The following is a 24043-nucleotide window of genomic DNA, read 5'->3' as shown; positions in this document are numbered from 1 at the left end:
GCCACCATCCTGTCGATCATGGTGCGAATTGACAACGTGGTGACGGCGTAGCTTTGGGGCATGGCCGAACTCAAGGAGCGGTTGCGGGCCGACCTCACAGCCGCAATGAAATCCCAGGACAAGCTGCGCACCGCGACGCTGCGGATGCTGCTCGCCGCGATCACCACCGAAGAGGTGTCGGGAAAGCAGTCGCGGGAACTCACCGACGCCGAGGTGCTCAAGGTCCTGGCCAAAGAGTCCAAGAAACGCGGCGAGTCGGCCGAGATCTACACCCAGAATGGTCGCGGCGAGCTGGCCGCCAACGAGCATGCCGAGGCGCGCGTCATCGACGAGTACCTCCCGACGCCGTTGACCGAGGCCGAATTGGCCGACGTCGCCGACACCGCCATCGCCCAGGTCGCCGAGGAGATCGGTGAGCGGCCCGGACCCAAGCAGATGGGGTTGGTGATGAAGGCCGCGACCGCGATCGCCGCGGGTAAGGCCGACGGAGCCCGGCTGTCGGCGGCGGTGAAGGCCCGGCTGTAGCCGGTAACGGCGATCGTTTTCACCCGGTAAGCGTCGGGTACCCGGCACCCATGACGCGGTTCGGATACACCCTGATGACAGAGCAGAGCGGGCCAAAAGAGCTTGTCCGCTACGCCGTTTCGGCGGAGGAGGCCGGGTTCGACTTCGAGGTGTCCTCCGACCACTACTTCCCGTGGCTGTCCGCGCAGGGCCACGCGCCGTATGCATGGTCGGTGCTGGGTGCGGTCGCCCACGCCACCGAGCGCGTCGGGCTGTTCACCTACGTCACCTGCCCCACGATGCGCTATCACCCGGCGGTCGTCGCGCAGAAGGCCGCGACACTGCAGATCCTCGCCGACGGCCGCTTCAACCTCGGCCTGGGCAGCGGGGAGAACCTCAACGAGCATGTCGTCGGCAAACGGTGGCCGACGGTGGCGCGGCGCCAGGACATGCTGCGCGAGGCGATCCAGATCATCCGCGAGTTGTTCACCGGCGAACTCGTCGACTGGAAGGGCGAGTACTTCGAGGTCGACTCGGCGCGGCTGTGGGACATTCCCGAGACCCCGGTCCCGATCGCGACCGCAGTCTCGGGTGAGCGGTCGGTCGAGACGTTCGCGCCGCTGTCGGATCACCTGATCGCGGTCGAACCGAACAAGGATCTGGTCGACGCATGGCACGAGGCCAGGCGCGCGACCGGCCTGCCCGGCGATGTCCGGGTCGTCGGCCAGATCCCGATCTGCTGGGACACGGACAAGGACGCCGCGGTGCGACGGGCCCACGACCAGTTCAGGTGGTTCAGCGGCGGATGGGCCGTCAACTCCGACCTGCCGACGACCGCCGGTTTCGACGGCGCGACGCAGTATGTGCGCCCAGAGGATGTCGCCGAATCCATCCCCTGCGGGCCCGATCTCGACGCGATCGTCGAAGCGGTTAGCAAGTATTGGGAGGCCGGCTTCACCGACATCGCGATGGTTCAGATCGGCGACGAGGGCCAGGAGCAGTTTCTCAAGGAGGCGGCGGGGCCACTGCTGGACAAGCTGCGGACCGCAGCCAACTAGAAGGGATCGATATGCCGACCGGAAAAGGCATCTACGACGACGACGACGCCGAAGAGCGGGACAAGCGCAAGGCGCAACGGACGGGACCGCAGGACAAGGGCGGCGACGGGGGCATGGCTACCCGCGAGAACGCTCCCGATGTCGCGGAGTCCGGCGGCGAGCCGACGGCCTGATCACTGGGCGTCGCGGCCCTGCCTGCTGCGCTTGTAGGCCGACCGCCGGAAGTCGCCGAGCCAGCGCGGAGCCAACTCGACCTCGGGGTCGCTGTGCATGGCCGGATCGAAGGCGATGTCGTCGCAGCTGGGGTCCACGTGACGAAGCGTCAACCGGGCGAGCGGGCGAAAGGCCCCCGTTCCGGGTGCCTGGTCGATGTTGAACGTGAGCCCGTCGGCGTCGATCTGCTGTTCCACGGCGTCCAGCGACAGCCCGGGCGCATCGATCCGGGTTGCCAGTCGCGCCCGCACCCACCACAGACCGTTGTGGAAGCGCAGCGGCATCAGGCTCGAGAACGTCGCGCCGGACCAGGACAACACCGGCGCGAGCCCGACCCGCGTCCCAGCCACCGTCGACGCCAGCAGTACATCCCACGGACTGCAGGCCCGCAGGTCCGGTGGCGGCGGAATCCGGAATGCCAGCCCGGCGACGTCGGGTACGGCGCCCGGCAGTCCGACGCCCTTGGAGACGCGCGCGATGACGTCGCACGAGTTCATCGGCAATCCCTCGCCCTCGGGCGCGATGCGTTCGAGAATCCCCTCCGCCATCACCCCGGACGGGTGGAACAGGCGTCGCTCACGCAGGGCGGCGCCGAAGCGGATGGGCAACGAGGCGATATCGGAGGCTTGCACGCTAATCATGTGCCCACCTGGGGTACCGGTAAAACGAGCGCTGACGTTTTAACACCCCGGATACGGGGCATTAATTTCGGGCAGTGCTGCCTTCCGCAGCAGAAGAACCTGTCGAAAGGCCGTTGTGACAACCGCATACACCGATGTCCGTGGACCCCTGGTCGCGGATGAGGGCGTCTACGCGCCGCAGGAAGATTCTCAGCTGCTCATTTCGGTCATGGACCAAACCGCTTTGGCGCGGGGTCGCCACGTCGTCGACCTGTGCACCGGAAGCGGCGTCGTCGCCATCGGTGCCGCCGAACAGGGCGCCGCATCGGTCACCGCATTCGACATCTGCCCCCGCGCGGTGCGCTGCGCGCGGGGCAATGCGCTGGCATCTGGTGTGGACATCGATGTGCATCTCGGATCATGGGCGCGGGCAGCCGAATTCGGCCCGTTCGATTTGATCGTCTGCAATCCGCCGTACGTGCCGCAGGATCCGACCGCCGAATGCGATCCGCTTCCGACGTACGTGGGACCGCCCCGCGCGTGGGACGCCGGGTGCGACGGTCGCCTCGTGCTCGACCCGCTGTGCGCCGCGGTTCCCGATCTTCTCGACCACGGCGGTAGTCTGCTACTCGTGCAGTCGGAGTTCGCCGATCCGCGCCAGACGCTCGGAGCGCTGGCCAGCGCTGGCCTGGACGCCGAAATCGTTGCGCGACAGTGGATTCCCTTCGGACCGGTGCTGACGTCGCGCGCACTGTGGCTCGAGGAGTGCGGCCGCCTGGAACCGGGTCGTCGCGAAGAGGAGCTGCTCGTGATCCGGGCCGACAAGCCATGAGCGACAGCGAACCTCGCACCGTGCGGGTGGTGCCCAACGGCCCGCTGATGGTGCAGGGGCCGGTGCGCATCGAGATGCCCGACGGTCAGGTGGTGGAATCCGACCGGTTCATGGTCGCGGTCTGCACGTGCCGGCGCAGCAAGGACTATCCGTTGTGCGACACCAGCCATCGGTGTCGCAAGCGCGCCGACGCGCCCGCCAAGCAGAACGCGCCGGCCGCGAAGACCGCGTCAGCTCAACGGTCGGCGTAGCGACGAGCGGTTCTCGGTCCAGCACTCCATCACATGCCTGGCCAACCGCTCCTCGACGACATCCCGCGCGCGGATTCCGAACACCACGTCGCGATCCAGATGCGGCTCCCGCGCAACCAGGTCGCCGACGACATCGGTGCGGACCACCTGCTCGTGCACCGCATCGGCCACGACGTGCTCCTGGTAGAACGCCACGCAGGCGTCGGGAGCGCCCATGCGGCGCAACGCCTCCACCAACCGGCGCGATCCGGGTGACGACGTGATCTCCGTCGACGCGAAATGTCCGATCGAAGCCCCGCGCAGGTCGCGGTGTAACCCGAACAGCGACATGAGGTTGACCGACACCAGCGCATCGGCGGGCACGTTGTCGAGGTAGCCGAGGTACGACGAGTCGAGGCCTGCCGCTTCCATCAGCTCCGCGTATAGGTGTTGATGCACGTGTTCGCCACGGCCACCGCCGAATTCGTCGAACTCGACGGCGACGAACGCGGCCTTGGAGTGCCCGGCGAGACGCGGGATGGTCCACGCGTGCGGGTCACCCTCTTTGAGGTGATACACCGAGCGGTGCACGAAGTATTCGAGCATCTGCTCCCAGCTGCCCTTGTCGCGCAGGAAGTATGACGGACCCTCGCCGTCGACCGGTTCGATCGACAGCTTGTCCATCTCGGCCTCCGCGGTTTCGCCCTCGGCGATCTCCCCGACGTCGTGGCGCACCGCGTCGAGGAACGCCTCCTCGAACCGGCCGCGAAGGTGCAGCAGAGCGGGGTTCCACTCCCAGCGGGCACTGACGCCGGCGAAGCCGCGGTAGTGCAGCTCGTAGCAGATGTAGAGGGCGAGCTGGAGGTCGAGACCGTACGGGTCGGCGTCGAACATCGGCACATCGATCGGCCGTAACGGCAACGAGGGGCGGCCTCGCTGAAGGAGGTCGATGACGGTCGCGGAAAGCGGTCCGACGGCCTTCGGCAGGGCAGGCTCGACTAGCGTCGACGGAAGAGTCACGCCCTCATCATTACCCGGCATACGCACCGGTCAAACAGATGTTCGGCTGACGACACCCGCCCACGGTCGATCTGAAGCCGATGCCTTCTTGTCGGGGTGGCGGGATTTGAACCCACGACCTCTTCGTCCCGAACGAAGCGCGCTACCAAGCTGCGCCACACCCCGCGTGAAGCCACGACAGCGTATCGCACCGGCGGGCCGCTAAGCCAAACGCCTACGGTGCGACGCCTCCCCGTTCGCGAGAGCTACACCAGGGCCGTGATTCGACACCGGATTGCGACCGTGGTGTACGCCTCGCGACGGCGATAGACGCGCCGCCGATAGGCGCCCAGCCGAAGTCGTGATTCGCGACACGCCGCGGGAAGCAAAGAGTTGTCGGTGGCGTTGTTCATCATTGAAAGCAAACGACGAAGCGAGGACGAGATGACTGGGCTAGGCGCATCCATCTACCTGGGTTTCTTCGTGCTCGCCGCGGTGTGGCTGTTCCTGACTTCCGACGGCCCGCTGATCGGCGGGGCGGACGATCAGGGCCAGCGGCCGGAGCGTTCGAATTCGGCCAACACCGACGCGAACTCCGAGGGGTCCAACCCCTGGCTGGTCAGCCACTCGTCGCAGAAGTAGGTGTCCGCGTAGCGATCGCCGCTGTCGGCGAGCAACGTGACCACCGATCCGCTTCGTCCCTCCGCGCTCATCTCGGCCAGGAGGCCGAACGCCCCCCACAGATTCGTTCCGGTCGATGGACCCACTCGACGGCCCAACACCCCGCTGGCGTGCTGCGCGGCGGCGACCGAGGCGGCGTCGGGCACGACCACCATCCGGTCGACGACGCCCGGCAGGAACGACGGCTCCACTCGCGGCCGCCCGATGCCCTCGATCCGCGACGACATACCCGTCACCACATCGCCGCGGCCCTGCGCGTAGGACGGAAAGAACGCCGAGTTCTCCGGGTCCACCACACACAACCGCGTGGCGTAGCGCCGGTAGCGGATGTAGCGGCCGATGGTGGCGCTCGTCCCTCCGGTACCGGCCCCGACCACGATCCAGTCGGGCACCGGGTGCGCCTCGTCACGCATCTGCTCGAAGATCGACTCGGCGATGTTGTTGTTGCCGCGCCAGTCGGTGGCCCGCTCGGCGTTGGTGAACTGATCGATGTAATGGCCGCCAGTGTCCGCAGCGAGCCGTTCGGCCTCCGCGTACACCTGGCTCGACTCGGCGACGAAATGGCAACGGCCGCCCTGGGATTCGATCAAGGCGATCTTGCTGGCGCTCGTCGACGACGGCACCACGGCGATGAACGGCAGGCCCAACAGCGCTGCGAAGTACGCCTCGGACACCGCCGTGGATCCCGACGACGCCTCGATGATTGTGGTGTTCTCGTCGATCCACCCATTGCACAGGGCGTAGAGGAACAGCGACCGCGCCAGCCGGTGTTTGAGGCTGCCGGTGATGTGGGTCGTCTCGTCCTTGAGGTACAGCTGCAGATCGCAACCGTCGCACCACGCCGACGGCAGTGGATACCGCAACAGGTGGGTGTCGGCGCTGCGGCGGGCGTCGGCCTCGATCAACCGCACCGCTTCGTCCGCCCACGCGCGTGAGCCGCTACGACTTGCTGTGAGTGCCTTGTCGGTCACCGCACCGAGACACTCGGATGGGACGTACCCTCCCGAGCGCCCGCGTCCCGCCCGCCGATCGGCGCCGCGACCAGTGTCAGCAGCGTCGCCTCGGGGCGGCAGCAGAACCGCAGCGGCGCGTACGGCGAGGTGCCGATGCCCGCCGAAACGTGCAGCTGGGTGCGTGCACCCCAACGCGACGGGCCCTTGACCCGCGAACGGTCCAGGCCGCAGTTGGTGACGAGCGCTCCGTAGAACGGCAGGCACAGCTGCCCACCGTGCGTGTGCCCCGCCATCACCAGCTGGTAGCCGTCGGCGGCGAAGCGGTCGAGGACCCGCGGCTCCGGGGAATGCGTCAGCCCCAGCGTCAGGTTGGCGGCGGGACTCGCCGGGCCGGCGATGGTGTCGTAACGGTCGCGCGACAGGTGGGGGTCGTCGACGCCGGCCGCCGCGATTGTCAGGCCGCGAACCTCGAGCTCGCGGCGGGTGTGGGTGAGATCCAGCCAGCCGCGCTCGGTGAACGCCGCCCGCAGGTCCTGCCAGGGCAGCGGCTCACCGTGAATGCGATGGCTCGGCCGGGTGACGTAATTCAAGGGGTTCTTCGCCCGCGGTGCGAAGTAGTCGTTGCTGCCGAATACGAACACGCCGGGAACCGAGAGCAACTCCGAGAGCGACTGCACCACGGCGGGCACGGCCTTCGGGTGCGCGAGGTTGTCGCCGGTGTTGACCACCAGATCGGGCTTCAGCGTCACCAGGTCACGCAGCCACGCCTGCTTGCGGCGCTGGCCCGGACGCATGTGGATGTCGCTGATGTGCAGCACCTTCAGCGGCGATGACCCGGGCGAGAGCACCGGCATCGTCACTTCCCGCACCACGAAGGCGTTTCGCTCGATCACCGATGCGTAGCCGATGCCGGCGACCAGCGCGCCAGCCGACGCCGCGGCGGAGTTCTTCAGGATCGTCGTCGAACGAGCGGACATGCTGCAGAGCCTACTGCCAGAGCCGCCGACTCAGCGTCCTCGCCCGGCCGGGCGTGGGCAAACGCACAGCATCACGGCGGCGGCGGTGGAGCCGGCGGCGGCGGGCCGAGCACGGGCACCGTGATCGGCGGAAGTCCGGGGATCTCGACCACCGTCTGGCCGACGGGCGCGGGAAGCCCGGGTATCGCGCCGGGCGGAGGCGGCGGCGGTGCCGGCGGGATGCCGTTGGAGACCTGGATTGTGATGATCGAGCCCGGCACCGTCTGCCCGGCGGGCGACGTGCCGACCACGGAGCCGCGGGGTGCGTTGCTGTTCACCGAAGATGCCTGGTCAGCGACCTGGAAGCCGCCGTCGCGCAGACGCTGGCGGGCGGTGCTCTCCGTCATGCCCGACACGCTGGGCACACGCGAGCCGGGGCCGCCATCGACGTAGCGTGGATCCGTCGGCGGCAGCCGGACCTCGCCGAAGTTGGTGGCGATCGGCTTGATCGCGGCGAACCACGTCCGGGCCGGCTCGTTACCGCCATACAGATTGCCGGATCCGCACTTGCGCAGCGGGAACGAACACAGCTCGCCGGGGGCGGTGGAGTCGTCGTAGATGTAGTTCCCGGCGGCGAGCGTATTGGTGAATCCGAGGAACGCCGACGAGCGGTGGGCCTCGGTGGTACCGGTCTTACCCGCCATCGGCAGGTCCCAGCCGACCGAACCGGCCGCCGCGGCCGCGGTGCCCGCACCCTCGTGGTCCTTGCTCATCGCGGTGGCCATCGTGTTGGCCAGGCCCTCAGGTACCACCTGTTCGCAGGTCTCGGTGGTGACGGAGACCTCCTCGCCGTTGCGGTCGATGACCTGGGCGATCGGGTTCGGCGGGCACCACACGCCGCCGGAGGCCAGCGTCGCGCCGACATTGGCGAACTCGAGCGCGTTGACCTCGATCGGGCCCAGCACGAAGGAGCCGAGGTTCTGCCGTTTGACGAAGTCGGCGAGGCTCTCGTTGCTGTTTGGGTCGTAGTCGCGCGCGGTGCCCGGCAGCGCGTAGGACCGCAGCCCCAACCGCACCGCCATGTCGACGCTGCGCTGCACACCGACTTGCGAGATCAGCTTGGCGAAGGCGGTGTTCGGCGACGTCGCCAAAGCGTCGGTGATGTTCATCGTGCCGCGGTAGCCGCCGGCGTTCTTCACACACCACGTCGCCTCCGGACAGCCCGGGGTGTCGCTGCTGCCGAGGCCCTTCGCCTGGAACTGCGCGGGCACGTCGAGCTGTGCGTTGATGCCCATGCCCATCTCCATCGCCGCGGCCGTCGTGAACAGCTTGAACGTCGACCCAGCGCCGTCGCCGACCAGGGAGAACGGCTGGGGTTGCATGGTCTCGCCGGCCTCGGAATTCAGGCCGTAAGTGCGGCTGCTGGCCATCGCCAGCACCGGGTGCGACTCCTTACCCGGTTTGATCACGTTCATCACGCTGGCGACGCCGTTGAGGTCAGGGCTGGCGAACTGATTGACCGCCGCCTTCACGGGCCCTTGGACGTCGGGGTCGAGCGTCGTCCTGATCAAATATCCGCCCCTGGCGACCTGCTCCTTGCTGATCCCGGCGCGCGCCAGGTACTCGAGCACGTAGTCGCAGAAGAACGCCCGATCACCCGCGGCGATGCAGCCGCGCGGCAGCTCCTTGGGCTGCGGAAGAACGCCGAGGGGCTGCTCCTTGGCGGCACGAAGCGCCTCCGCCTCCTCGGGAATGTTTTGGATCATGGTGTCCAGCACCAGGTTTCGCCGAGCCAGCGCCCCCTCGGGATTGGTGTAGGGATTCAGCGTGCTGGTCGACTGCACCATGCCCGCCAACAGGGCCGCCTGCTGCCAGTTCAACTCGGAGGCGTTGACACCGAAGTAGGTCTGCGCGGCGTCCTGTACACCGAATGCGCCGTTGCCGAACGACACCAGGTTCAGATAGCGGGTCAGGATCTCGGACTTGGTGAATGTCTTGTCCAGCGTCAACGCCATCCGGATCTCGCGCAGCTTGCGGGCCGGTGTGGTCTCGATCGCGGCCCGCTTCTCGGCGTCAGTCTGGGCGATCACCAGCAGTTGGTAGTTCTTGACGTACTGCTGCTCGATCGTCGAGCCGCCGCGGGTGTCGAGGTTGCCGGACAGATAGCCGGACAGGCCGGTCAACGTGCCCTGCCAGTCGACTCCGTTGTGTTCGGCGAACCGCTTGTCCTCGATCGAGACGATCGCCAGCTTCATCGTGTTGGCGATCTGATCGCTGGGCACCTCGAAGCGACGCTGGTTGTAGAGCCAGGCGATGACGTTGCCCTTGGCGTCGACCATCGTCGACACCTGCGGCACCTCACCCTCTACGAGCTGCGCCGAACCGTTGGCCACCACATCGGAGGCCCGGTTGGACACCAGGCCGAACCCGCCGACCACGGGGAACAGCAACGCCGCGGTGATCACGCTGGCAAGCAGAACGCACCACGCGAGCTTGATCACCGTGACCGTCCGCGGAGGCACAGTCGGCGATGAACTCGGCGGGCTCTCCGGCATGACCTACAGACTAACGACGTCGCAAAACGGCGACATCCCGCGGTAGACCACAGAGCTGAAACGGCCGCCTCGACCGGCGTGGACGTCAATTCTGCCCCCTGGCGGCACGGGCGTCCCAAAAAAGAGGGTTTCCATGTATTGCGCAGACCGGCTTTGACCATCTAATTTGGTCGGACAGTGCGATACAGGTCACACTGACCCCTCGCAATGTGGCGTAGATCGCATCAGCGTTCTACTACCAGGGAGTGCGCCGCACCGGAGGTTGCCGGAGGCGGTTGGAACGGAGGGAACTCTGGTGTCAGCTACCAAGCCTGCGGCGCGCAGGACCGCGATGACGTCCTCGGCACACACTGTTGTGCACGGCGCCGAGGCCGAAGCACGCATCGCCTGGGTCTCGCAAGCCCGATGCCGCCAGACCGATCCTGATGAGCTGTTCGTCCGGGGGGCCGCACAGCGCAAAGCCGCGGTGATCTGCCGGCATTGCCCGGTGATCCTCGAGTGCGGGGCCGATGCGCTCGACAACCGCGTGGAGTTCGGAGTCTGGGGTGGGATGACCGAGCGGCAACGTCGCGCTCTGCTCAAGCAGCATCCCGAGGTCGTCTCCTGGGCGGAGTTCTTCAACGCCCAGCGCAAGCACCGCAACGCGGTCTAATCCGCGCAGACAAAGTCCGCGTCACCTGCCGCCGCTAAGCGGCGGTCTCGCCGGTGATCTGATCGGCGATGGCCCGCAGCGCCTCTAGGTCCGAGACGTCGAACGGCAGCGAGGGCACTCCCACGATCGACACGTGCGGGTTGGCGCCGGTGAACCGCGACAGCAGCCGGATCTCACGTTTGGCGGTCATCGCCCGGTCGGCGTGAATCCGCAACACCGCGGCCGTCACCGACTCCGGATCGTTCTTCTCGATGGTCTCGGCGGCCTCCTCCGCCTTCTCCGCGTGCAGATCACAGAGGATCGGGTGCGTGCGGTTGAGGATCAGGCCGGCCAACGGCATGTGCTCCTCCGAGAGCCGGTCGACGAAGAAGGACGCCTCGCGAAGCGCGTCCGGTTCGGCCGCCGACACCACCACGAATTGCGTCCCGCGCCGCTTGAGCAATTCGTAGGTGCGATCGGCCTTCTCGCGAAACCCGCCGAACGTCGAATCGAGTGACTGCACGAAAGACGCTGCATCCGAGAGCATTTGCGAGCCCAGGACCGTCGACAGCGCCTTCATCGCCAGCCCCATCGCGCCGGTGACCAACCGGCCGATGCCCCGGCCCGGACCCAGCAGCAGCTTCCAGAGCCGGCTGTCCATGAAGCCGCCCAACCGCTTCGGCGCGTCCAGGAAGTCCAACGCGTTACGCGACGGCGGGGTGTCGACGACGACCAGGTCCCACCGGTCCTCGGCGAGCAGCTGGCCGAGCTTCTCCATGGCCATGTACTCCTGCGTGCCCGCCAGAGACGTGGCCACCGTCTGATAGAACTGGTTGTCCAAAATCTCTTGTGCCCGTTGGGTTCCCGAGTACTGGATGACCATCTCGTCGAACGTGCGGCGCATGTCGAGCATCATCGCGTGCAGTTCGCCCGGCACCTCGGGGGCCAGCGGAACCCGCTGCGGGGTGTTGCCGAGTGTCTTGATGCCCAGCGCCTGGGCGAGCCGCTTGGCGGGGTCGATGGTCAGCACCACGACCGTCCGGCCGTACTCCGCCGCGCGCAGCGCCATCGCCGCCGCGGTGGTGGTCTTGCCGACACCTCCTGCGCCGCAGCACACCACGACGCGGTTCGACGTGTCCTTGAGGATCGTGCCCATGTCGAGGGTCGGTGGAGTGGTGCTCATCGGAGCCGACCCTTCTTCGCGCGAGCGTTCATCAGCGCACCCCCTGCCGTTCGAGTTCTTCGGCGAGTTCGTAGAGGCTGCCGAGGTCGACGCCGTCCACGATCTGCGGCAACTGCAGCCGCGCCACGTCCAGCGCGTCGAGTTGTTCCGCGCTCTCGGCCCGCGCCTGGATCCGGGTCGCGTGCTGGATGGTCTCGGTCAACAGCCCGGCGAAGTCGGAGTCGGACAACGTGATTCCGACCTCGGTAAGCCCGGCGCGCACGGTGTCGGCGTCGATGTCGCCCTCGGCGGCCTTGGCCAGCGCATCGGTGGGTAGGTACGCGGGGATGTTGCGGTTGACGATGACGCTGCCGATCGGCAGGTCGAGTTCCTTGAGTTCCTCGATGGCCTCCAGCGTCTCCTGGATCGGCAGCGCTTCGAGCAGCGTGACCAGATGGATCGCGGTCATATCGGAGTGCAGCACCTTGACCACGCTCTCGGCCTGCCCGTGCACCGGGCCGCCCTTGGCCAGATCCGACACCGCCTTGGTGACATCGAGGAAGCGCGCGATGCGGCCCGTGGGGGGCGAATCGACGACGACCGCGTCGTAAAGCGGCTGCTTGCCCTTCTCGGCGCGGGTCACGATCTCGCGGATCTTGCCGGTCAGCAGCACATCGCGCAGGCCCGGGGCGATCGTTGTCGCGAACTCGACGGCGCCGATCCTGCGCATCGCGCGGCCGGCCAGGCCCAGGTTGTAGAACATCTCGAGGTACTCGAGAAACGCGGCCTCGGTGTCGATCGCCAGCGCGTTGACCTGACCGCCGCCCTCGGCGGTCGCGATCTTGACCTCCTGATAGGGCAGGGGAGGGACGTCGAAAAGCTGCGCGATGCCTTGGCGCCCTTCGACTTCCACCAGCAGGACCTTGCGGCCGCCCGCCGCCAGCGCCAGCGCCAGCGATGCGGCGATCGTGGATTTGCCGGTGCCACCCTTGCCGGTGACGAAGTGCAGGCGAGCTTTGCTCAGCCGGGACGGCCAGCCGACGGATCTACCGCCATTGGTAGTGGAAGCCACTCGTGCATGCTAGCCAACGGGTTCTCGGCGTCCGCAGGTCCGCGGCCCCGAATCGGCCCGGAGATAAGCTCGGCCCATGAGTGAATCCACCCGGTGGGAATACGCCACCGTCCCGCTGCTGACACACGCGACCAAGCAGATCCTCGACCAGTGGGGTGAGGACGGCTGGGAGTTGGTGTCCGTACTGCCGGGCCCCACGGGTGAACAGCACGTCGCATACCTCAAGCGCCCGAAATGACGGCGTCCGCGCGGCTGGCCGAACTGGGCATCGAGTTGCCACCGGTGGTGGCGCCGCTGGCGGCGTACGTGCCGGCGGTGCGCACGGGCAACGTCGTCTACACCGCGGGCCAGTTGCCCATCCGCGACGGCGAGCTGCTGCAGACCGGCAAGGTGGGCGCCGGCGTCAATCCCGAACAGGCCCACGGCCTGGCCCGGGTGTGCGCGCTCAACGCGCTCGCCGCGGTGCACTCGCTGGTCGGCATCGACTCGGTCACCCGGGTGGTCAAGGTGGTCGGATTCGTCGCCTCGGCGCCCGGATTCCACGGCCAGCCGGGTGTGATCAACGGTGCGTCTGAACTGTTCAGTGAGGTGTTCGGGGACGCCGGGGCGCATGCCCGCTCCGCCGTCGGCGTCTCGGAGTTGCCGAGGGACGCCCCGGTCGAGGTCGAAGTGATCGTGGAGGTCGCGTGACGCCGGAGCATCCGGCATACGGGCGGTTGCGCCCGGTCACCGACACCGCCTCCGTGTTGTTGTGCGACAACCCCGGCCTGATGACGCTGGAGGGCACGAACACATGGGTGCTGCGGGGTCCCGGGAGCGACGAGATGGTCGTCGTCGACCCCGGCCCCGAGGACGACGCGCACATCGAGAAGATCCTTGAGCTGGGCACCATCCCGCTCGTGCTGATCAGCCACAAGCACGAGGATCACACCGGCGCCATCGACAAGATCGTCGACAGCACGGGCGCGGTGGTGCGATCGGTGGGCAGCGGATTCCTGCGGGGCCTCGGCGGGCCGCTCACCGACGGGGAGGTCATCGATGCGGCGGGGCTGCGCATCACCGTGATGGCCACACCGGGGCACACCGCCGACTCGGTGTCGTTCCTGCTCGACAACGCCGTGTTGACCGCCGACACCGTGCTTGGCCGCGGGACGACCGTCATCGACAAAGAAGACGGCAGCCTCACCGACTACCTGGAGTCGCTGCGACGACTGCGTGGCCTAGGACGGCGCACCGTGTTGCCGGGGCACGGACCCGATCTCGACGACCTCGAAGCCGTCAGCGACATGTACCTGGCCCACCGCAACGAACGGCTCGAACAGGTGCGTGCGGCGTTGCGGGTGCTCGGCGACGACGCCAGCGCCCGCCAGATCGTTGAACACGTCTACACCGACGTCGACGAGAAGCTGTGGGACGTAGCGGAATGGAGTGTGCAGGCGCAGCTGGACTACCTGCGCTAGCGTTACCTCGCTCGGTACCGGATGCTCGCTCGTTACCTCGCTCGGTGCCGGATGCTCGCTCGTTACCTCGCTCGGTGCCGGATGCTCGCTCGTTACCTCGCTCGGCGGGCCAGTCGCTCCGAATCCGAGATCAGAACGCTCTTGCCCTCCAAGCGAATCCAGCCGCGGTGGGCGAAATCGGCAAGCGCCTTATTGACGGTCTCGCGCGAGGCGCCGACGAGTTGGGCGATCTCCTCCTGGGTGAGGTCGTGCGTCACCCGCAGCGCGCCACCCTCCTGGGTGCCGAAGCGCTGCGCCAGCTGCAGCAGCTGCTTGGCGACGCGGCCGGGCACGTCGGTGAAGATCAGGTCGGCGAGGTTGTTGTTGGTGCGGCGCAGCCGGCGGGCCAGCACCCGCAGCAGCTGCTCGGCGATCTCCGGCCGGTCGGCGATCCACGCGCGCAACGCGTCACGGTCCATCGACACCGCGCGGACCTCGGTGATGGTGGTCGCGCTCGACGTCCGCGGACCCGGGTCGAAGATGGAGAGCTCGCCGAACATGTCCGACGGACCCATGATGGTGAGCAGATTCTCGCGACCGTCCGGCGACCGGCGGCCGATCTTGACCTTGCCCGAGATGATGATGTAGAGCCGATCCCCGGGCTCACCCTCGGCGAACACGGTGTGTCCACGGGGGAAGTCGACTGGCTGCAATTGCTTGGTCAGCGCGGTGACGGCGCTGGGTTCGACCCCCTGGAAGATTCCGGCCCGCGCCAGGATCTCGTCCACGTTGCCCCTCTTAAGCTGTTAGGTGAAGCCGACCTCTATCGGTAAGCGAGATAAGTCTAGAGGTACCCGATTTCGTGACCAGCCCACGCTACACACGATCGGCATGTCGGGTCTGCTGAAATTCCGGATTCATCCGGGGCTGGGCATACGCCCGAACCGGCAGATCCGCGGCCCGAAAATGCGCGGTTGATCCGTTGGCGATCGGATGCTCGACGTGCTGCCGTTGGCGCATACCGTCCAGCGCCCGGCTCATCCCATCCCGCGCGAGCCTGTCGACATCGGACGGTTCGGCCCGCTCGAAGAATTTCGCCACGTCGGTGGCCGAGACCGTATCGGGGTTCAGGCCGGCCTCGAGCCGCTGCAGCCCGAGCGTCGCCGCCATCAGCAACCCCGGAATCAGGCCAACGAGCAACCACGACACAACGCAGAAGTAAACACGCCCAAGGTCTCAGCGGGATCACGAATCGTCACCGGTCCGCACCAGTTCGCGATGGCGGCTGCCACGACCTTTTCGGTGGCTTTGTCTGAGCGTCTCAGTACGCTGGCAGTCGTGACCGTAAGCGAGGCGTCGGCAAAGAAGGCGGGCATGCTCAAGCGTGCCAAGAAGCGCGACGGCGAGACGCGCACCGGGCTCGTTCGCCGCGCGCGACGCATGAATCGCACGCTGGCGCAGGCATTTCCGCACGTGTACTGCGAGCTGGACTTCACCAACCCGCTCGAGCTCACCGTCGCGACGATCCTGTCCGCGCAGAGCACCGACAAGCGGGTCAACCTCACTACCCCCGCGTTGTTCAAGAAGTACCGCACCGCCCTGGATTACGCACAGGCCGACCGCACCGAGCTCGAGGAGCTCATCCGGCCCACCGGCTTCTACCGCAACAAGGCGAACTCGCTCATCCGGCTGGGGCAGGAACTCGTCGAGCGGTTCGACGGCGAAGTACCGGCGACCATGGACGAGCTGGTCACCCTTCCCGGTGTCGGGCGCAAGACCGCCAACGTCATCCTCGGCAACGCGTTCGGCGTCCCGGGAATCACCGTCGACACCCACTTCGGCCGGCTCGTGCGCCGCTGGGGCTGGACCACCGAAGAGGACCCCGTCAAGGTCGAGCACGCGGTCGGTGAGCTCATCGAGCGCCGCGAGTGGACCGACCTCAGCCACCGGGTGATCTTCCACGGCCGGCGGGTCTGCCACGCCCGGAAACCGGCGTGCGGCGTATGCGTACTGGCCAACGACTGCCCGTCGTTCGGCATCGGGCCGACCGATCCCGTGACCGCCGCGGCGCTGGTCAAGGGCCCCGAGACCGACCATCTGCTGGCCATGGCCGGTCTGTAGCCCGTGCCGACCGGCTGACCGTGCGTACCTCGACCCGTTGGACCGTCGTGGTGCTCGTGGTCCTCGTGGCGCTCGGGTGGGCCCTGTGGGCGCAGTTGGATCGCGAAAACGGGTCGACCGGGACACCTTCGCAGTCCACCGCACGTGACCGCCGCGCCGCCGACACCGCCGAAGCGCTGGCGGGTCCCCGCGCCGAGGCCGATCTGCCGCCGTGTCCCGGCCCCGGCGCTGGCGCGGGCCCGGAGGCCCTGCGCGGGATCACGCTGGAATGCGCGGGCGACGGGGCGATGGTCGACGTCGCCAAGGCGTTGGCCGGCCGCGTCGTCGTGCTCAACCTGTGGGCGTACTGGTGTGCGCCGTGCACCGCGGAACTTCCGGCGATGGCCGAATATCAGCGGCGCATGGGTACTGCAGTGACCGTGTTGGCCGTGCACCAGGACGAGAACGAGACCGCGGCGCTGTTGCGGCTGGCCGAACTCGGCGTGCGGCTGCCCACGCTGCAGGACGGCAGGCGGCTGATCGCCGCCGCGCTGCGGGTACCCAACGTCATGCCCGCAACCGTGGTGCTGCGGGCGGACGGTACCGTTGCCGACGTCCTGCCGCGCTCCTTCACCAGCGCCGATGAGATCGCCGCGGCGGTGGGGCCGCAGGTCGGCGTGAGGACGGGAGAGCCGAGGTGAGCTGGGTCAGCGAGGGCAGCGGTCTGACGCCCGGCGCCGCCCCGGCCTGGCTGAAGCCGTTGCTGGACAACGCCGGCGACATCAAACGGGCCTATCGCAGGCGGGTGCCGCCCGAGCTGCTGGCGATGGTCACCAGCGAAGGCAAACCCGCACAGGCCGACGCGCGCGAAGCGGCGGTTCTGGTGTTGTTCTCCGGGCCCGCCGACTCCCCGACCGGTGGCGTACCCGACGACGCCGACCTGCTGGTCACGGTGCGCGCGGGCACGCTGCGGCATCACGCCGGTCAGGCCGCGTTTCCCGGCGGCGCCGTCGAGGCCGGCGACCACAGCCCCGTGCAGACGGCGCTGCGTGAGGCCAACGAGGAGACCGGGATCGACGGCGGGCGGCTGCATCCGCTCACCACGATGGAGCGGCTGTTCATCCCCCCGTCGGGATTCCACGTCGTACCGGTGCTCGCCTACTCACCGGACCCGGGTCCGGTCCGCGTCGTCGACGAGGCCGAGACCGCACACGTCGCCCGGGTGCCGGTGCGCGCGTTCATCAATCCCGAAAACCGCATCATGGTGTACCGCAGCGCGAACACCCGCCGCTACGCGGGTCCGGCGTTCCTGCTCAACGAGATGCTGGTGTGGGGTTTCACCGGTCAAGTGATCTCGGCGATGCTCGACGTCGCCGGCTGGGCGCAGCCGTGGAATACCGACGACGTGCGCGAACTGGAGGACGCAATGGCGCTCGTCGGCCGCGGCGCCGGTTACGGTGATGCACAATCATGACTTCGTCACAGTGGGTGGACCTCGTCGTCCTCGGTATCGCCTTCGTCGCGGGCATCTCGGGCTGGCGCTCGGGCGCGCTGGGCTCGATGTTGTCGTTCCTCGGGGTGGTGCTCGGCGCGGTCGCCGGTGTGCTGTTGGCGCCGCACCTGGTGGCCAACATCGAGGGGCCGCGCACCAAGCTGTTCGTCACCCTGTTTCTGATCCTGGCGTTGGTCGTCGTCGGCGAGATCGCGGGCGTCGTACTCGGCCGCGCTGTGCGCAGCGCCATCCGCAACCGATCGCTGCGGGCGGTCGACTCGCTGATCGGCGTCGCGATCCAGATCGTGGCCGTCCTCGTGGCCGCCTGGATGCTGACCTATCCGTTGCAATCGTCGGATCAGCCGAACCTCGCCGCGGCGGTGCGCGGTTCGAAGGTGCTCAAAGAGGTCAACGACGCCGCACCGGGATGGCTGCGGCAGGTGCCGACCCGCCTTTCCGCGCTGTTGGACACCTCGGGCCTGCCGGATGTGCTGCAACCGTTCGGCCGCACGCCGATCGTCGCGGTCGACGCCCCCGACGCCGCGCTCGCCGCCGATCCGGTGGTGGCGGCGGCCCGGCCCAGCGTCGTCAAGATCCGAGGGGTCGCGCCGGGATGCCAGAAGGTGCTCGAGGGCACCGGCTTCGTCGCCGCCAGCAATCGCGTGATCTCGAACGCCCACGTGGTGGCCGGATCGGAGAGCGTCACCGTCGAGGCCGACGGGCAGACCTACGATGCGTTCGTCGTCTCCTACGACCCCCAGGCCGACATCTCGATCCTCGACGTGCCGGACCTGCCGTCGGCACCGCTGTCGTTCGCCGAGATGCCCGCCACCACCGGCACCGACGCGGTGGTGATGGGTTACCCCGGCGGCGGCAACTTCGTCGCCACACCGGCGCGCGTGCGCGAGATCATCGAGCTGAGCGGTCCCGACATCTACCGCACCACCACCGTCGAGCGCGAGGTCTACACCATCAGAGGCAGTGTGCGACAGGGTAATTCGGGTGGTCCGATGATCGACAAGGACGGTCGGGTGCTGGGCGTGGTGTTTGGCGCAGCGGTCGACGATGCCGACACCGGCTTCGTGCTCACCGCCGATGAGGTGTCGCATCAACTCGCCAAGCTCGGCAACAGCGAGCGGGTGCCAACCGGCGCCTGTGTCGCCTAGCCGTAGACCTGCCTCAGGAACCGCGACAGTTGCGCGTTGACCTTCCCCGGCGCTTCCTCGTGTCCGAAATGGCCTGCGCCGTCGATGGATACGTAACGACCGTGCGGTGCGTAGCGCTGGGTGCGGTATACCGGATCGGCGAGCACGTAAGGGTCGACGTCGCCGCGCATGTGCAGCACGGGCACGTTGATCGGCCGCACCATCGAGCGCATGAAACGGCGTCCTTCGCCGCGTAGTTGGCTGCGGACGGCCCAGCGCTGGTATTCCAGTGCCGAGTGCGCGGCGCCGGGTATCTGGATGGCGCGCCGCATGTGTCCGATGGTCTCGGAGAAGTCTTCGGAGGCAAGCCAATTGCTGCCCGCGCGGCTGCGCACGAGGTGCTCCAATTCCTCGGCGTTCTTTCTCGTCAACGTTCGCTCGGGCCACATCGGCACCTGGTAGCGCAGCATCCACGGCAACAGCGCGCGGCCCTGGTCGCGGCGGCGCAGCGCGGACGCCCGCAGCGCCGCCGGATGCGGGGAGCTCACCACTGCGATCGCGTGGACCGCGCGCGGATGCAGCACCGCGGTGGCCCAGCACACCAGGCCGCCGTCGGCGTGCCCGACCAGGGTGGCGGACTTGTGTCCCAGCGCGCGCACCAGGCCGGCGGTGTCACCGGCCAGCGTCCAGCCGTCGTAACCGCGCGGGGGCTTGTCGCTGGCGCCGTAACCACGTAGGTCGACGGCGACCACCCGGGCGCCGGTCAACCCGCGCAACTGGTGGCGCCACGACCACCAGAACGAGCCGAAGCCGTGCAGCAGGATCACCAGCGGCCGTTCGGGACCCGCGGCCGTGTCGGGCTGCGCTTCAACCACGTGGAAGCGAATCCCGTTGGCGTGCACCTCGAGATGGCGCCACGGCCCGTCGATGCGGACGACCGACGGAGCGGGTGGGGGCATTTACCAGCCCGACGGGTCGGACGTCGCCGCCGGCTTTCCGTCGCCCGAGGCGAGCTCCTTGGACTTGTCGTGGCCCGGCGTCAAGGCCTCGGGGATCTCCTTGACCGACTCGATCGTCTTCTGCGGACCGCGAATGCGGCGCACCTTGAGATAACCCAGGAACGCGAAGATCGCGGTCACGACGACCATCAGGCCGAACACGATGAGGTACGCCGCCCACTTGACCAGCCACAGGTCCAGCAGTTCGCCGAGGAAGAAGAAGAAAAAGAATGTCGAGTAGAACAGCACGACCAGCGCGAGGATGAAGAAGACGCTGCCGGTCAGCCCCTTCTTGACGTCGCGGGTGATCTCGGCCTTGGCCAACTCGACCTCGGCACGCACCAGCGTCGACACCTGGGCGGTCGCGTCCTTGACCAGGTCGCCGATCGACGGATCGGCCTTGGGTGCGTGCGGGTCGATCAGCGGTATCGACGTGACGGTGGTCGGCGCGCCATTCCTGCGATCGCTCACGACGGTTCCTCCCGCATCGGCCGGATCACCGGCTGTCCCGGCGTTGGTTCCACTGCCGGCGCTCGCCGGCGATGGACTCGGTCGCGACTCATGTTGCCATGTGGCGTGCGCTCAAACGATCCCGGCCGACGATAGACTGGCCGGATCAGTGGCAGGGCAGGTCGGGGCGCGTCGATAGGGGAAACGTTCACGTGAAGACCAGCGGCCTGTTCCTGTGCCGTCTCGCCGCCGCGGTCGCCGTCGTCGCGACAGCCCTCATATCGACGCCCGGCGTGGGCCAGGCGCAAGAGCCGGTCCCGCTCGGTGGCGGCTCGGGCCTGGTGGTCGACGGCGAGACGCTGTGCACTCTCACGACGATCGGCCACGACAGCCAGGGGCGGCTCATCGGCTTCACGTCCGCGCACTGCGGCGGTCCTGGCGCCAAGGTCAGCGCCGAGGGCGCCGACGCAGCAGGTGTGGTCGGCACGATGGTGGCGGGCAACGACGCGCTGGACTACGCGGTGATCCAGTTCGATCCGCAGAAGGTGCGCCCGGTCAACAACGTCAACGGATTTCAGATCGACGGGTTGGGTCTCGATCCGGTACCGGGTGACATCGCGTGCAAACTCGGCCGCACGACCGGCTACTCCTGCGGCGTCACCTGGGGCCCGGGCAAGGATCCGGGCACCATCGTCAACCAGGTGTGCGGTCAGCCCGGCGACTCGGGCGCGCCCGTGACGGTCAACAACCGCCTCGTCGGCATGATCCACGGTGCGTTCTCCGAGGCCCTGCCGACGTGCGTCATCAAATACATCCCGCTGCATACGCCCGCGGTGACCATGTCGTTCAACACGCAGCTGGCCGACATCACGGCCAAGAACCGACCGGGAACGGGTTTCGTCCCGATCGGTTCGGCCGGCTGAGCCGATCCGCTACTTGCTGGCCCGGATCGCCTCGAACACGCTGGGATCCACCAAGGTCGAGGTGTCGCCGAGCTCGCGGCCCTCGGCCACGTCGCGCAGCAGCCGACGCATGATCTTGCCGCTGCGGGTCTTCGGCAGCTCGGGCACGACGTGAATCTCCCTGGGCCGGGCGATCTTTCCGATTTCGTTGGCCACCTGCTCGCGTAGCTCGGCCACCATGTCGTCGCCGCTGTCCTTGGCGTGCGATTCGAGGATGACGAACGCGCAGATGCCCTGGCCGGTGGTCTCGTCGCTAGCGCCGACGACCGCGGCCTCGGCGACGCCGGAGTGTCCGACCAGCGCCGACTCGACCTCCGCGGTCGAGATGCGATGTCCGGACACGTTCATCACGTCATCGATGCGGCCGAGCACCCAAATGTCGCCGTCGGCGTCGATCCTGGCTCCGTCGCCGGCGAAATACCAACCCTGCTTCTCGAACCGCTTCCAATACGTTTCCCGGTACCGCTCCGGGTCCTTCCAGATACCGCGCAACATCGCCGGCCACGGCTGGTCCAGAACCAGGTAGCCGGTGACGGGCTCGTCGCCATCCGCGGCGGGCGCCAGTTCCTTGCCCTCGTCGTCGACGATTTTGGCTGTGATGCCCGGCAGTGGCGCCATCGCAGCGCCCGGCTTCGCCGCCGTTGCACCGGGTAGCGGGGAGATCATGATCGCTCCGGTCTCGGTCTGCCACCAGGTGTCGACCACCGGCGTCCGATCGCCGCCGATTACCTCGCGGTACCACCGCCAGGCCTCCGGGTTGATCGGCTCGCCCACCGACCCCAACAGACGCAAGCTGGACAGATCGTGGGCCTCGGGGATCTCGCGGCCCCATTTCATGAAGGTCCGGATCAGCGTCGGCGCCGTGTAATAGATTGTCACACCGTATTTTTCGATGATCTCGAAGTGGCGGTGCTCACTCGGGCAGTTCGGGGTGCCCTCGTACACCACCTGGGTGCACCCGTTCGATAGTGGGCCGAACACGATGTAGCTGTGTCCGGTGACCCAGCCGATGTCGGCGGTGCACCAGTACACGTCGGTTTCCGGCTTCGCGTCGAACACGTAGTAGTGGGTGTAGGACGACTGGGTGAGGAAGCCGCCGGAGGTGTGCACGATGCCCTTGGGCTTGCCGGTGGTGCCCGAGGTGTACAGCAGGAACAGCGGATGCTCGGAATCAAACGCCTCGGGGGTGTGTTCGGTGGAGGCGTCTTCGACGACCTCGTGCCACCACACGTCTCGGCCCTCGGTCCACGGCACGTCGATGCCGGTGCGCGCCACCACCAGCACGTGCTCGACGGATGCCTGGCCCTTCACCGCTTCGTCGGCGGCCTCTTTCAACGGCACCGCTTGGCCGCGGCGATACTGCCCGTCGGTGGTGATGACCAACTTGGCCTCGGCGTCCTCGATGCGGGCCGCCAGCGCCGACGAGGAGAATCCGGCGAAGACCACGCTGTGCAACACGCCGAGGCGCGCGCACGCCAGCATCGCGATGATCGCCTCGGGGATCATCGGCATGTAGATGGCGGCCCGATCACCTGTGCGCAGTCCGAGTTCGGTCAGCGCGTTGGCGGCCTTGCAGACCTCGTCTTTGAGCTGCGCATAGGTCAGCGCGTGTGAGTCGCCAACCGGTTCGCCCTCCCAGTACAGGGCCACGCGGTCGCCGTTACCCGCCTCGACGTGGCGGTCGACACAGTTGTACGCGACGTTGAGCGTGCCGCCGACGAACCATTTGGCGAACGGAGCCTCCGACCAGTCGAGCACCTCGCTGAAGGGGGTCTCCCACGACAGGCGGTTGGCCTGCTCCGCCCAGAACGCGAGCCGGTCCTTCTCGGCCTGGCGGTAGAGATCCTCCGTTGCGTTCGCCTGTGCGGCGAACTCGGGAGAAGGGGGATAGACGGACGGACCGTGAGCGTGCTGCGCCGATGTCTCTGCCATGTCTGTGAGGGTAGTCACCTTGGCTGCCGCACATGTTGGCATGCCACATCGGCTTCGCCGACGGCGCGAAGCATCGTGGCTGGGGCGCTCGACGGTCGGCTAGCGTGTGCGCCGTGACCGGTGGCTTCGCGAGAGACCCGTTGGCGCCGCTGGCGGAACTGCCGGGGGTGGCGGAGGCGGCCGAGGAGGCCCGCGAAGCGCTGGGCCGTGCGCACCGGCACCGTTCCAATCTTCGAGGCTGGCCGAAGAGCGCCGCGGAAGCCGCGCTGCGGGCCGCCCGTGCGTCTTCGGTGCTGGACGGGGGTGCACTGCAACTGTCCGACGACGGCACCGCCGACCCGGTGCTGGCCGGGGCGCTGCGGGTGTCCGAGGCGGTCGAGGGTGGGACCACCGCGCTGGTGGGGGTGTGGCAGCGCGCGCCGCTGCAGGCCGTCGCCCGCCTGCACGCGTTGGCGGCCGCGGACCTCGTCGAGGACGAGCGATTGGGTCGTCCGCGCCAGGAACCGGACGTGAGCACGCGACTGACCCTGCTGGCCGACATCCTCACCGGCGGCACCCGGGTGCCCGCGCCTGTACTGGCCGCCGTCGTGCACGGCGAACTGCTCACGCTCGCGCCGTTCGGTGTCGCCGACGGTGTGGTGGCGCGGGCGGCGTCGCGGCTGGTGACGATCACCACCGGGCTCGATCCGCACGGGCTGGGCGTCCCGGAGGTGCACTGGATGCGCAAGTCGAATGACTACACCGCCGCGGCCCGCGGCTTCTCGTCGGGAACGCCCGACGGCCTCACGGCATGGATCCTGTTGAGCTGCCGCGCATTGCACGACGGCGCCCGCGAAGCGCTGTCGATCGCGCAGGCCGCTGTGTCGTCTTAGCTCTGCGTCGTCTTAGAAGTTTTGCTGGAAAACGCGAAGCGGGCGACGCTCCGAACGTGGTTCGGCTCGTCGCCCGCTAGCACGGACACCGGTTACCATGCGTGCTCGTTTGGGTTGCGTGGGTGGCCTCGGCGTCTTGTCGATGCGCTTCGACTGCAACCCCACCCAAAGGGCCGCTATAGCCGTC

27 protein-coding genes and 1 tRNA gene are annotated in these 24043 nt (G+C 67.9%); 15 read left to right on the top strand and 13 right to left on the bottom strand.

Annotated elements, in window-relative coordinates:
* The first annotated feature begins 60 nt into the window (after nt 1-60).
* From A5650_RS08620 to A5650_RS27105, 3 genes are read left to right on the top strand one after another with little or no spacing between them, the layout of a single operon-like run.
* Nucleotides 61-525: a GatB/YqeY domain-containing protein gene (locus tag A5650_RS08620; protein ID WP_067289033.1), complete on the top strand. Its 465-nt coding sequence runs from the start codon at nt 61-63 to the stop codon at nt 523-525.
* Between the two features lie 50 nt (nt 526-575).
* Nucleotides 576-1562 carry an LLM class F420-dependent oxidoreductase gene (locus A5650_RS08615; protein ID WP_067289029.1) on the top strand — a complete coding sequence of 329 codons (987 nt, stop codon included), beginning with the start codon at nt 576-578 and terminating at the stop codon, nt 1560-1562.
* Between the two features lie 11 nt (nt 1563-1573).
* Nucleotides 1574-1735 carry a hypothetical protein gene (locus A5650_RS27105; RefSeq protein WP_197501822.1) on the top strand — a complete coding sequence of 54 codons (162 nt, stop codon included), beginning with the start codon at nt 1574-1576 and terminating at the stop codon, nt 1733-1735.
* Here the strand turns inward: A5650_RS27105 and A5650_RS08610 are convergent, their stop codons facing one another.
* Entirely contained in the window at nt 1736-2416 is a 681-nt protein-coding gene (locus tag A5650_RS08610; protein WP_156744047.1) for a phosphodiesterase, read from the bottom strand.
* A gap of 115 nt (nt 2417-2531) precedes the next feature.
* Here A5650_RS08610 and A5650_RS08605 point away from each other — a divergent pair, with 115 nt between their 5' ends.
* On the top strand, nt 2532-3227 hold the full coding sequence (locus A5650_RS08605) for a HemK2/MTQ2 family protein methyltransferase (RefSeq protein WP_067289020.1): 696 nt from the start codon (nt 2532-2534) through the stop codon (nt 3225-3227).
* Nucleotides 3224-3478, top strand: coding sequence for a CDGSH iron-sulfur domain-containing protein (locus A5650_RS08600; RefSeq protein ID WP_067289017.1), 255 nt, complete (start codon nt 3224-3226; stop codon nt 3476-3478). The genes A5650_RS08605 and A5650_RS08600 overlap by 4 nt, the downstream gene beginning before the upstream one ends.
* Here the strand turns inward: A5650_RS08600 and A5650_RS08595 are convergent.
* From A5650_RS08595 to ponA2, 5 genes are all read right to left on the bottom strand, one after another.
* Entirely contained in the window at nt 3458-4477 is a 1020-nt protein-coding gene (locus A5650_RS08595; RefSeq protein WP_197501821.1) for an iron-containing redox enzyme family protein, read from the bottom strand. The genes A5650_RS08600 and A5650_RS08595 overlap by 21 nt on opposite strands.
* A 91-nt stretch (nt 4478-4568) precedes the next feature.
* Nucleotides 4569-4642, bottom strand: a tRNA-Pro gene (locus A5650_RS08590).
* 359 nt (nt 4643-5001) lie between these two features.
* On the bottom strand, nt 5002-6108 hold the full coding sequence (gene cds1, locus A5650_RS08585) for an L-cysteine desulfhydrase Cds1 (RefSeq protein WP_067289000.1): 1107 nt from the start codon (nt 6106-6108) through the stop codon (nt 5002-5004).
* Nucleotides 6105-7067 carry a metallophosphoesterase gene (locus tag A5650_RS08580; RefSeq protein WP_067288996.1) on the bottom strand — a complete coding sequence of 321 codons (963 nt, stop codon included), beginning with the start codon at nt 7065-7067 and terminating at the stop codon, nt 6105-6107. The genes cds1 and A5650_RS08580 overlap by 4 nt, the downstream gene beginning before the upstream one ends.
* Before the next feature lie 71 nt (nt 7068-7138).
* Nucleotides 7139-9601, bottom strand: a complete 2463-nt coding sequence (gene ponA2, locus A5650_RS08575; RefSeq protein ID WP_067288993.1) for a transglycosylase/D,D-transpeptidase PonA2 — start codon at nt 9599-9601, stop codon at nt 7139-7141.
* Between the two features lie 295 nt (nt 9602-9896).
* Here ponA2 and A5650_RS08570 point away from each other — a divergent pair, with 295 nt between their 5' ends.
* The gene (locus A5650_RS08570) at nt 9897-10253 is read left to right on the top strand and encodes a WhiB family transcriptional regulator (protein WP_067288989.1); all 357 of its coding nucleotides are present in this window, start codon (nt 9897-9899) and stop codon (nt 10251-10253) included.
* 34 nt (nt 10254-10287) lie between these two features.
* Here A5650_RS08570 and bagB read toward each other — a convergent pair whose 3' ends face one another.
* The gene (gene bagB, locus A5650_RS08565; RefSeq protein WP_067288984.1) at nt 10288-11415 is read right to left on the bottom strand and encodes an ATPase BagB; all 1128 of its coding nucleotides are present in this window, start codon (nt 11413-11415) and stop codon (nt 10288-10290) included.
* 31 nt (nt 11416-11446) lie between these two features.
* Nucleotides 11447-12466 (bottom strand): ATPase BagA, encoded by a 1020-nt coding sequence (gene bagA, locus A5650_RS08560; protein WP_067288981.1) that lies wholly within the window; start codon nt 12464-12466, stop codon nt 11447-11449.
* Between the two features lie 76 nt (nt 12467-12542).
* Between bagA and sp36 the strand changes: the two genes are divergently transcribed.
* The 3 genes from sp36 to A5650_RS08550 are packed head-to-tail and all read left to right on the top strand — an operon-like array spanning nt 12543 to nt 13926.
* Nucleotides 12543-12704, top strand: coding sequence for a Sp36 family protein (sp36, locus tag A5650_RS26730; protein WP_090278496.1), 162 nt, complete (start codon nt 12543-12545; stop codon nt 12702-12704).
* Nucleotides 12701-13156 carry a RidA family protein gene (locus tag A5650_RS08555; protein ID WP_067288959.1) on the top strand — a complete coding sequence of 152 codons (456 nt, stop codon included), beginning with the start codon at nt 12701-12703 and terminating at the stop codon, nt 13154-13156. Before sp36 ends, A5650_RS08555 begins: the two co-directional genes overlap by 4 nt.
* A complete protein-coding gene (locus A5650_RS08550; protein ID WP_067288956.1) occupies nt 13153-13926 on the top strand; it encodes an MBL fold metallo-hydrolase in 774 nt (257 codons plus the stop codon). Before A5650_RS08555 ends, A5650_RS08550 begins: the two co-directional genes overlap by 4 nt.
* Nucleotides 13927-14018: 92 nt before the next feature.
* Here the strand turns inward: A5650_RS08550 and crp are convergent, their stop codons facing one another.
* Both crp and A5650_RS08540 read right to left on the bottom strand, forming a co-directional pair.
* Nucleotides 14019-14693 carry a cAMP-activated global transcriptional regulator CRP gene (gene crp / locus A5650_RS08545; RefSeq protein ID WP_064347819.1) on the bottom strand — a complete coding sequence of 225 codons (675 nt, stop codon included), beginning with the start codon at nt 14691-14693 and terminating at the stop codon, nt 14019-14021.
* 88 nt (nt 14694-14781) lie between these two features.
* Nucleotides 14782-15114 carry a hypothetical protein gene (locus A5650_RS08540; protein WP_067288953.1) on the bottom strand — a complete coding sequence of 111 codons (333 nt, stop codon included), beginning with the start codon at nt 15112-15114 and terminating at the stop codon, nt 14782-14784.
* Nucleotides 15115-15279: 165 nt separating this feature from the next.
* On the opposite strand from A5650_RS08540, the gene nth reads away from it, so the two are divergent.
* The 4 genes from nth to marP are packed head-to-tail and all read left to right on the top strand — an operon-like array spanning nt 15280 to nt 18663.
* Nucleotides 15280-16026 (top strand): endonuclease III, encoded by a 747-nt coding sequence (gene nth, locus A5650_RS08535; protein WP_067289161.1) that lies wholly within the window; start codon nt 15280-15282, stop codon nt 16024-16026.
* A gap of 20 nt (nt 16027-16046) precedes the next feature.
* Nucleotides 16047-16706 carry a TlpA family protein disulfide reductase gene (locus A5650_RS08530; RefSeq protein ID WP_067288949.1) on the top strand — a complete coding sequence of 220 codons (660 nt, stop codon included), beginning with the start codon at nt 16047-16049 and terminating at the stop codon, nt 16704-16706.
* Complete coding sequence (locus A5650_RS08525) at nt 16703-17479, top strand: NUDIX hydrolase (protein WP_067288946.1); 777 nt, start codon at nt 16703-16705, stop codon at nt 17477-17479. Before A5650_RS08530 ends, A5650_RS08525 begins: the two co-directional genes overlap by 4 nt.
* The gene (marP, locus tag A5650_RS08520; RefSeq protein ID WP_067288944.1) at nt 17476-18663 is read left to right on the top strand and encodes an acid resistance serine protease MarP; all 1188 of its coding nucleotides are present in this window, start codon (nt 17476-17478) and stop codon (nt 18661-18663) included. Before A5650_RS08525 ends, marP begins: the two co-directional genes overlap by 4 nt.
* Here marP and A5650_RS08515 read toward each other — a convergent pair.
* The gene (locus A5650_RS08515; RefSeq protein ID WP_067288941.1) at nt 18660-19601 is read right to left on the bottom strand and encodes an alpha/beta fold hydrolase; all 942 of its coding nucleotides are present in this window, start codon (nt 19599-19601) and stop codon (nt 18660-18662) included. The two genes, marP and A5650_RS08515, sit on opposite strands and share 4 nt — an antisense overlap.
* Nucleotides 19602-20111, bottom strand: a complete 510-nt coding sequence (locus A5650_RS08510; protein ID WP_067288937.1) for a phage holin family protein — start codon at nt 20109-20111, stop codon at nt 19602-19604.
* Between the two features lie 257 nt (nt 20112-20368).
* On the opposite strand from A5650_RS08510, the gene A5650_RS08505 reads away from it, so the two are divergent.
* Nucleotides 20369-21013 (top strand): S1 family peptidase, encoded by a 645-nt coding sequence (locus tag A5650_RS08505; RefSeq protein ID WP_231992571.1) that lies wholly within the window; start codon nt 20369-20371, stop codon nt 21011-21013.
* Between the two features lie 9 nt (nt 21014-21022).
* Here the strand turns inward: A5650_RS08505 and acs are convergent, their stop codons facing one another.
* Nucleotides 21023-22984 (bottom strand): acetate--CoA ligase, encoded by a 1962-nt coding sequence (acs, locus tag A5650_RS08500; protein ID WP_067288931.1) that lies wholly within the window; start codon nt 22982-22984, stop codon nt 21023-21025.
* Nucleotides 22985-23088: 104 nt separating this feature from the next.
* On the opposite strand from acs, the gene A5650_RS08495 reads away from it, so the two are divergent.
* Nucleotides 23089-23856, top strand: coding sequence for a Fic family protein (locus A5650_RS08495; RefSeq protein ID WP_197501820.1), 768 nt, complete (start codon nt 23089-23091; stop codon nt 23854-23856).
* Nucleotides 23857-24043: the final 187 nt, after the last annotated feature.

It is taken from the genome of Mycobacterium sp. 1164985.4 (genome assembly GCF_001668575.1).
Lineage (GTDB): Bacteria > Actinomycetota > Actinomycetes > Mycobacteriales > Mycobacteriaceae > Mycobacterium.
Note: the sequence above shows the minus strand (reverse complement) of the source record. Positions and strands in the feature narration are given on the sequence as shown.

What these genes read in the sequence shown, in the direction of transcription:
- A5650_RS08610 (WP_156744047.1), bottom strand. Translation starts at nt 2,416, where the DNA reads ATGATTAGCGTGCAAGCCTCCGATATCGCCTCGTTGCCCATCCGCTTC.
- A5650_RS08620 (WP_067289033.1), top strand. Translation starts at nt 61, where the DNA reads ATGGCCGAACTCAAGGAGCGGTTGCGGGCCGACCTCACAGCCGCAATG.
- A5650_RS08580 (WP_067288996.1), bottom strand. Translation starts at nt 7,067, where the DNA reads ATGTCCGCTCGTTCGACGACGATCCTGAAGAACTCCGCCGCGGCGTCG.
- A5650_RS08555 (WP_067288959.1), top strand. Translation starts at nt 12,701, where the DNA reads ATGACGGCGTCCGCGCGGCTGGCCGAACTGGGCATCGAGTTGCCACCG.
- nth (WP_067289161.1), top strand. Translation starts at nt 15,280, where the DNA reads ATGCTCAAGCGTGCCAAGAAGCGCGACGGCGAGACGCGCACCGGGCTC.
- ponA2 (WP_067288993.1), bottom strand. Translation starts at nt 9,601, where the DNA reads ATGCCGGAGAGCCCGCCGAGTTCATCGCCGACTGTGCCTCCGCGGACG.
- acs (WP_067288931.1), bottom strand. Translation starts at nt 22,984, where the DNA reads ATGGCAGAGACATCGGCGCAGCACGCTCACGGTCCGTCCGTCTATCCC.
- A5650_RS08600 (WP_067289017.1), top strand. Translation starts at nt 3,224, where the DNA reads ATGAGCGACAGCGAACCTCGCACCGTGCGGGTGGTGCCCAACGGCCCG.
- A5650_RS27105 (WP_197501822.1), top strand. Translation starts at nt 1,574, where the DNA reads ATGCCGACCGGAAAAGGCATCTACGACGACGACGACGCCGAAGAGCGG.
- A5650_RS08615 (WP_067289029.1), top strand. Translation starts at nt 576, where the DNA reads ATGACGCGGTTCGGATACACCCTGATGACAGAGCAGAGCGGGCCAAAA.
- A5650_RS08515 (WP_067288941.1), bottom strand. Translation starts at nt 19,601, where the DNA reads ATGCCCCCACCCGCTCCGTCGGTCGTCCGCATCGACGGGCCGTGGCGC.
- sp36 (WP_090278496.1), top strand. Translation starts at nt 12,543, where the DNA reads ATGAGTGAATCCACCCGGTGGGAATACGCCACCGTCCCGCTGCTGACA.
- marP (WP_067288944.1), top strand. Translation starts at nt 17,476, where the DNA reads ATGACTTCGTCACAGTGGGTGGACCTCGTCGTCCTCGGTATCGCCTTC.
- bagB (WP_067288984.1), bottom strand. Translation starts at nt 11,415, where the DNA reads ATGAGCACCACTCCACCGACCCTCGACATGGGCACGATCCTCAAGGAC.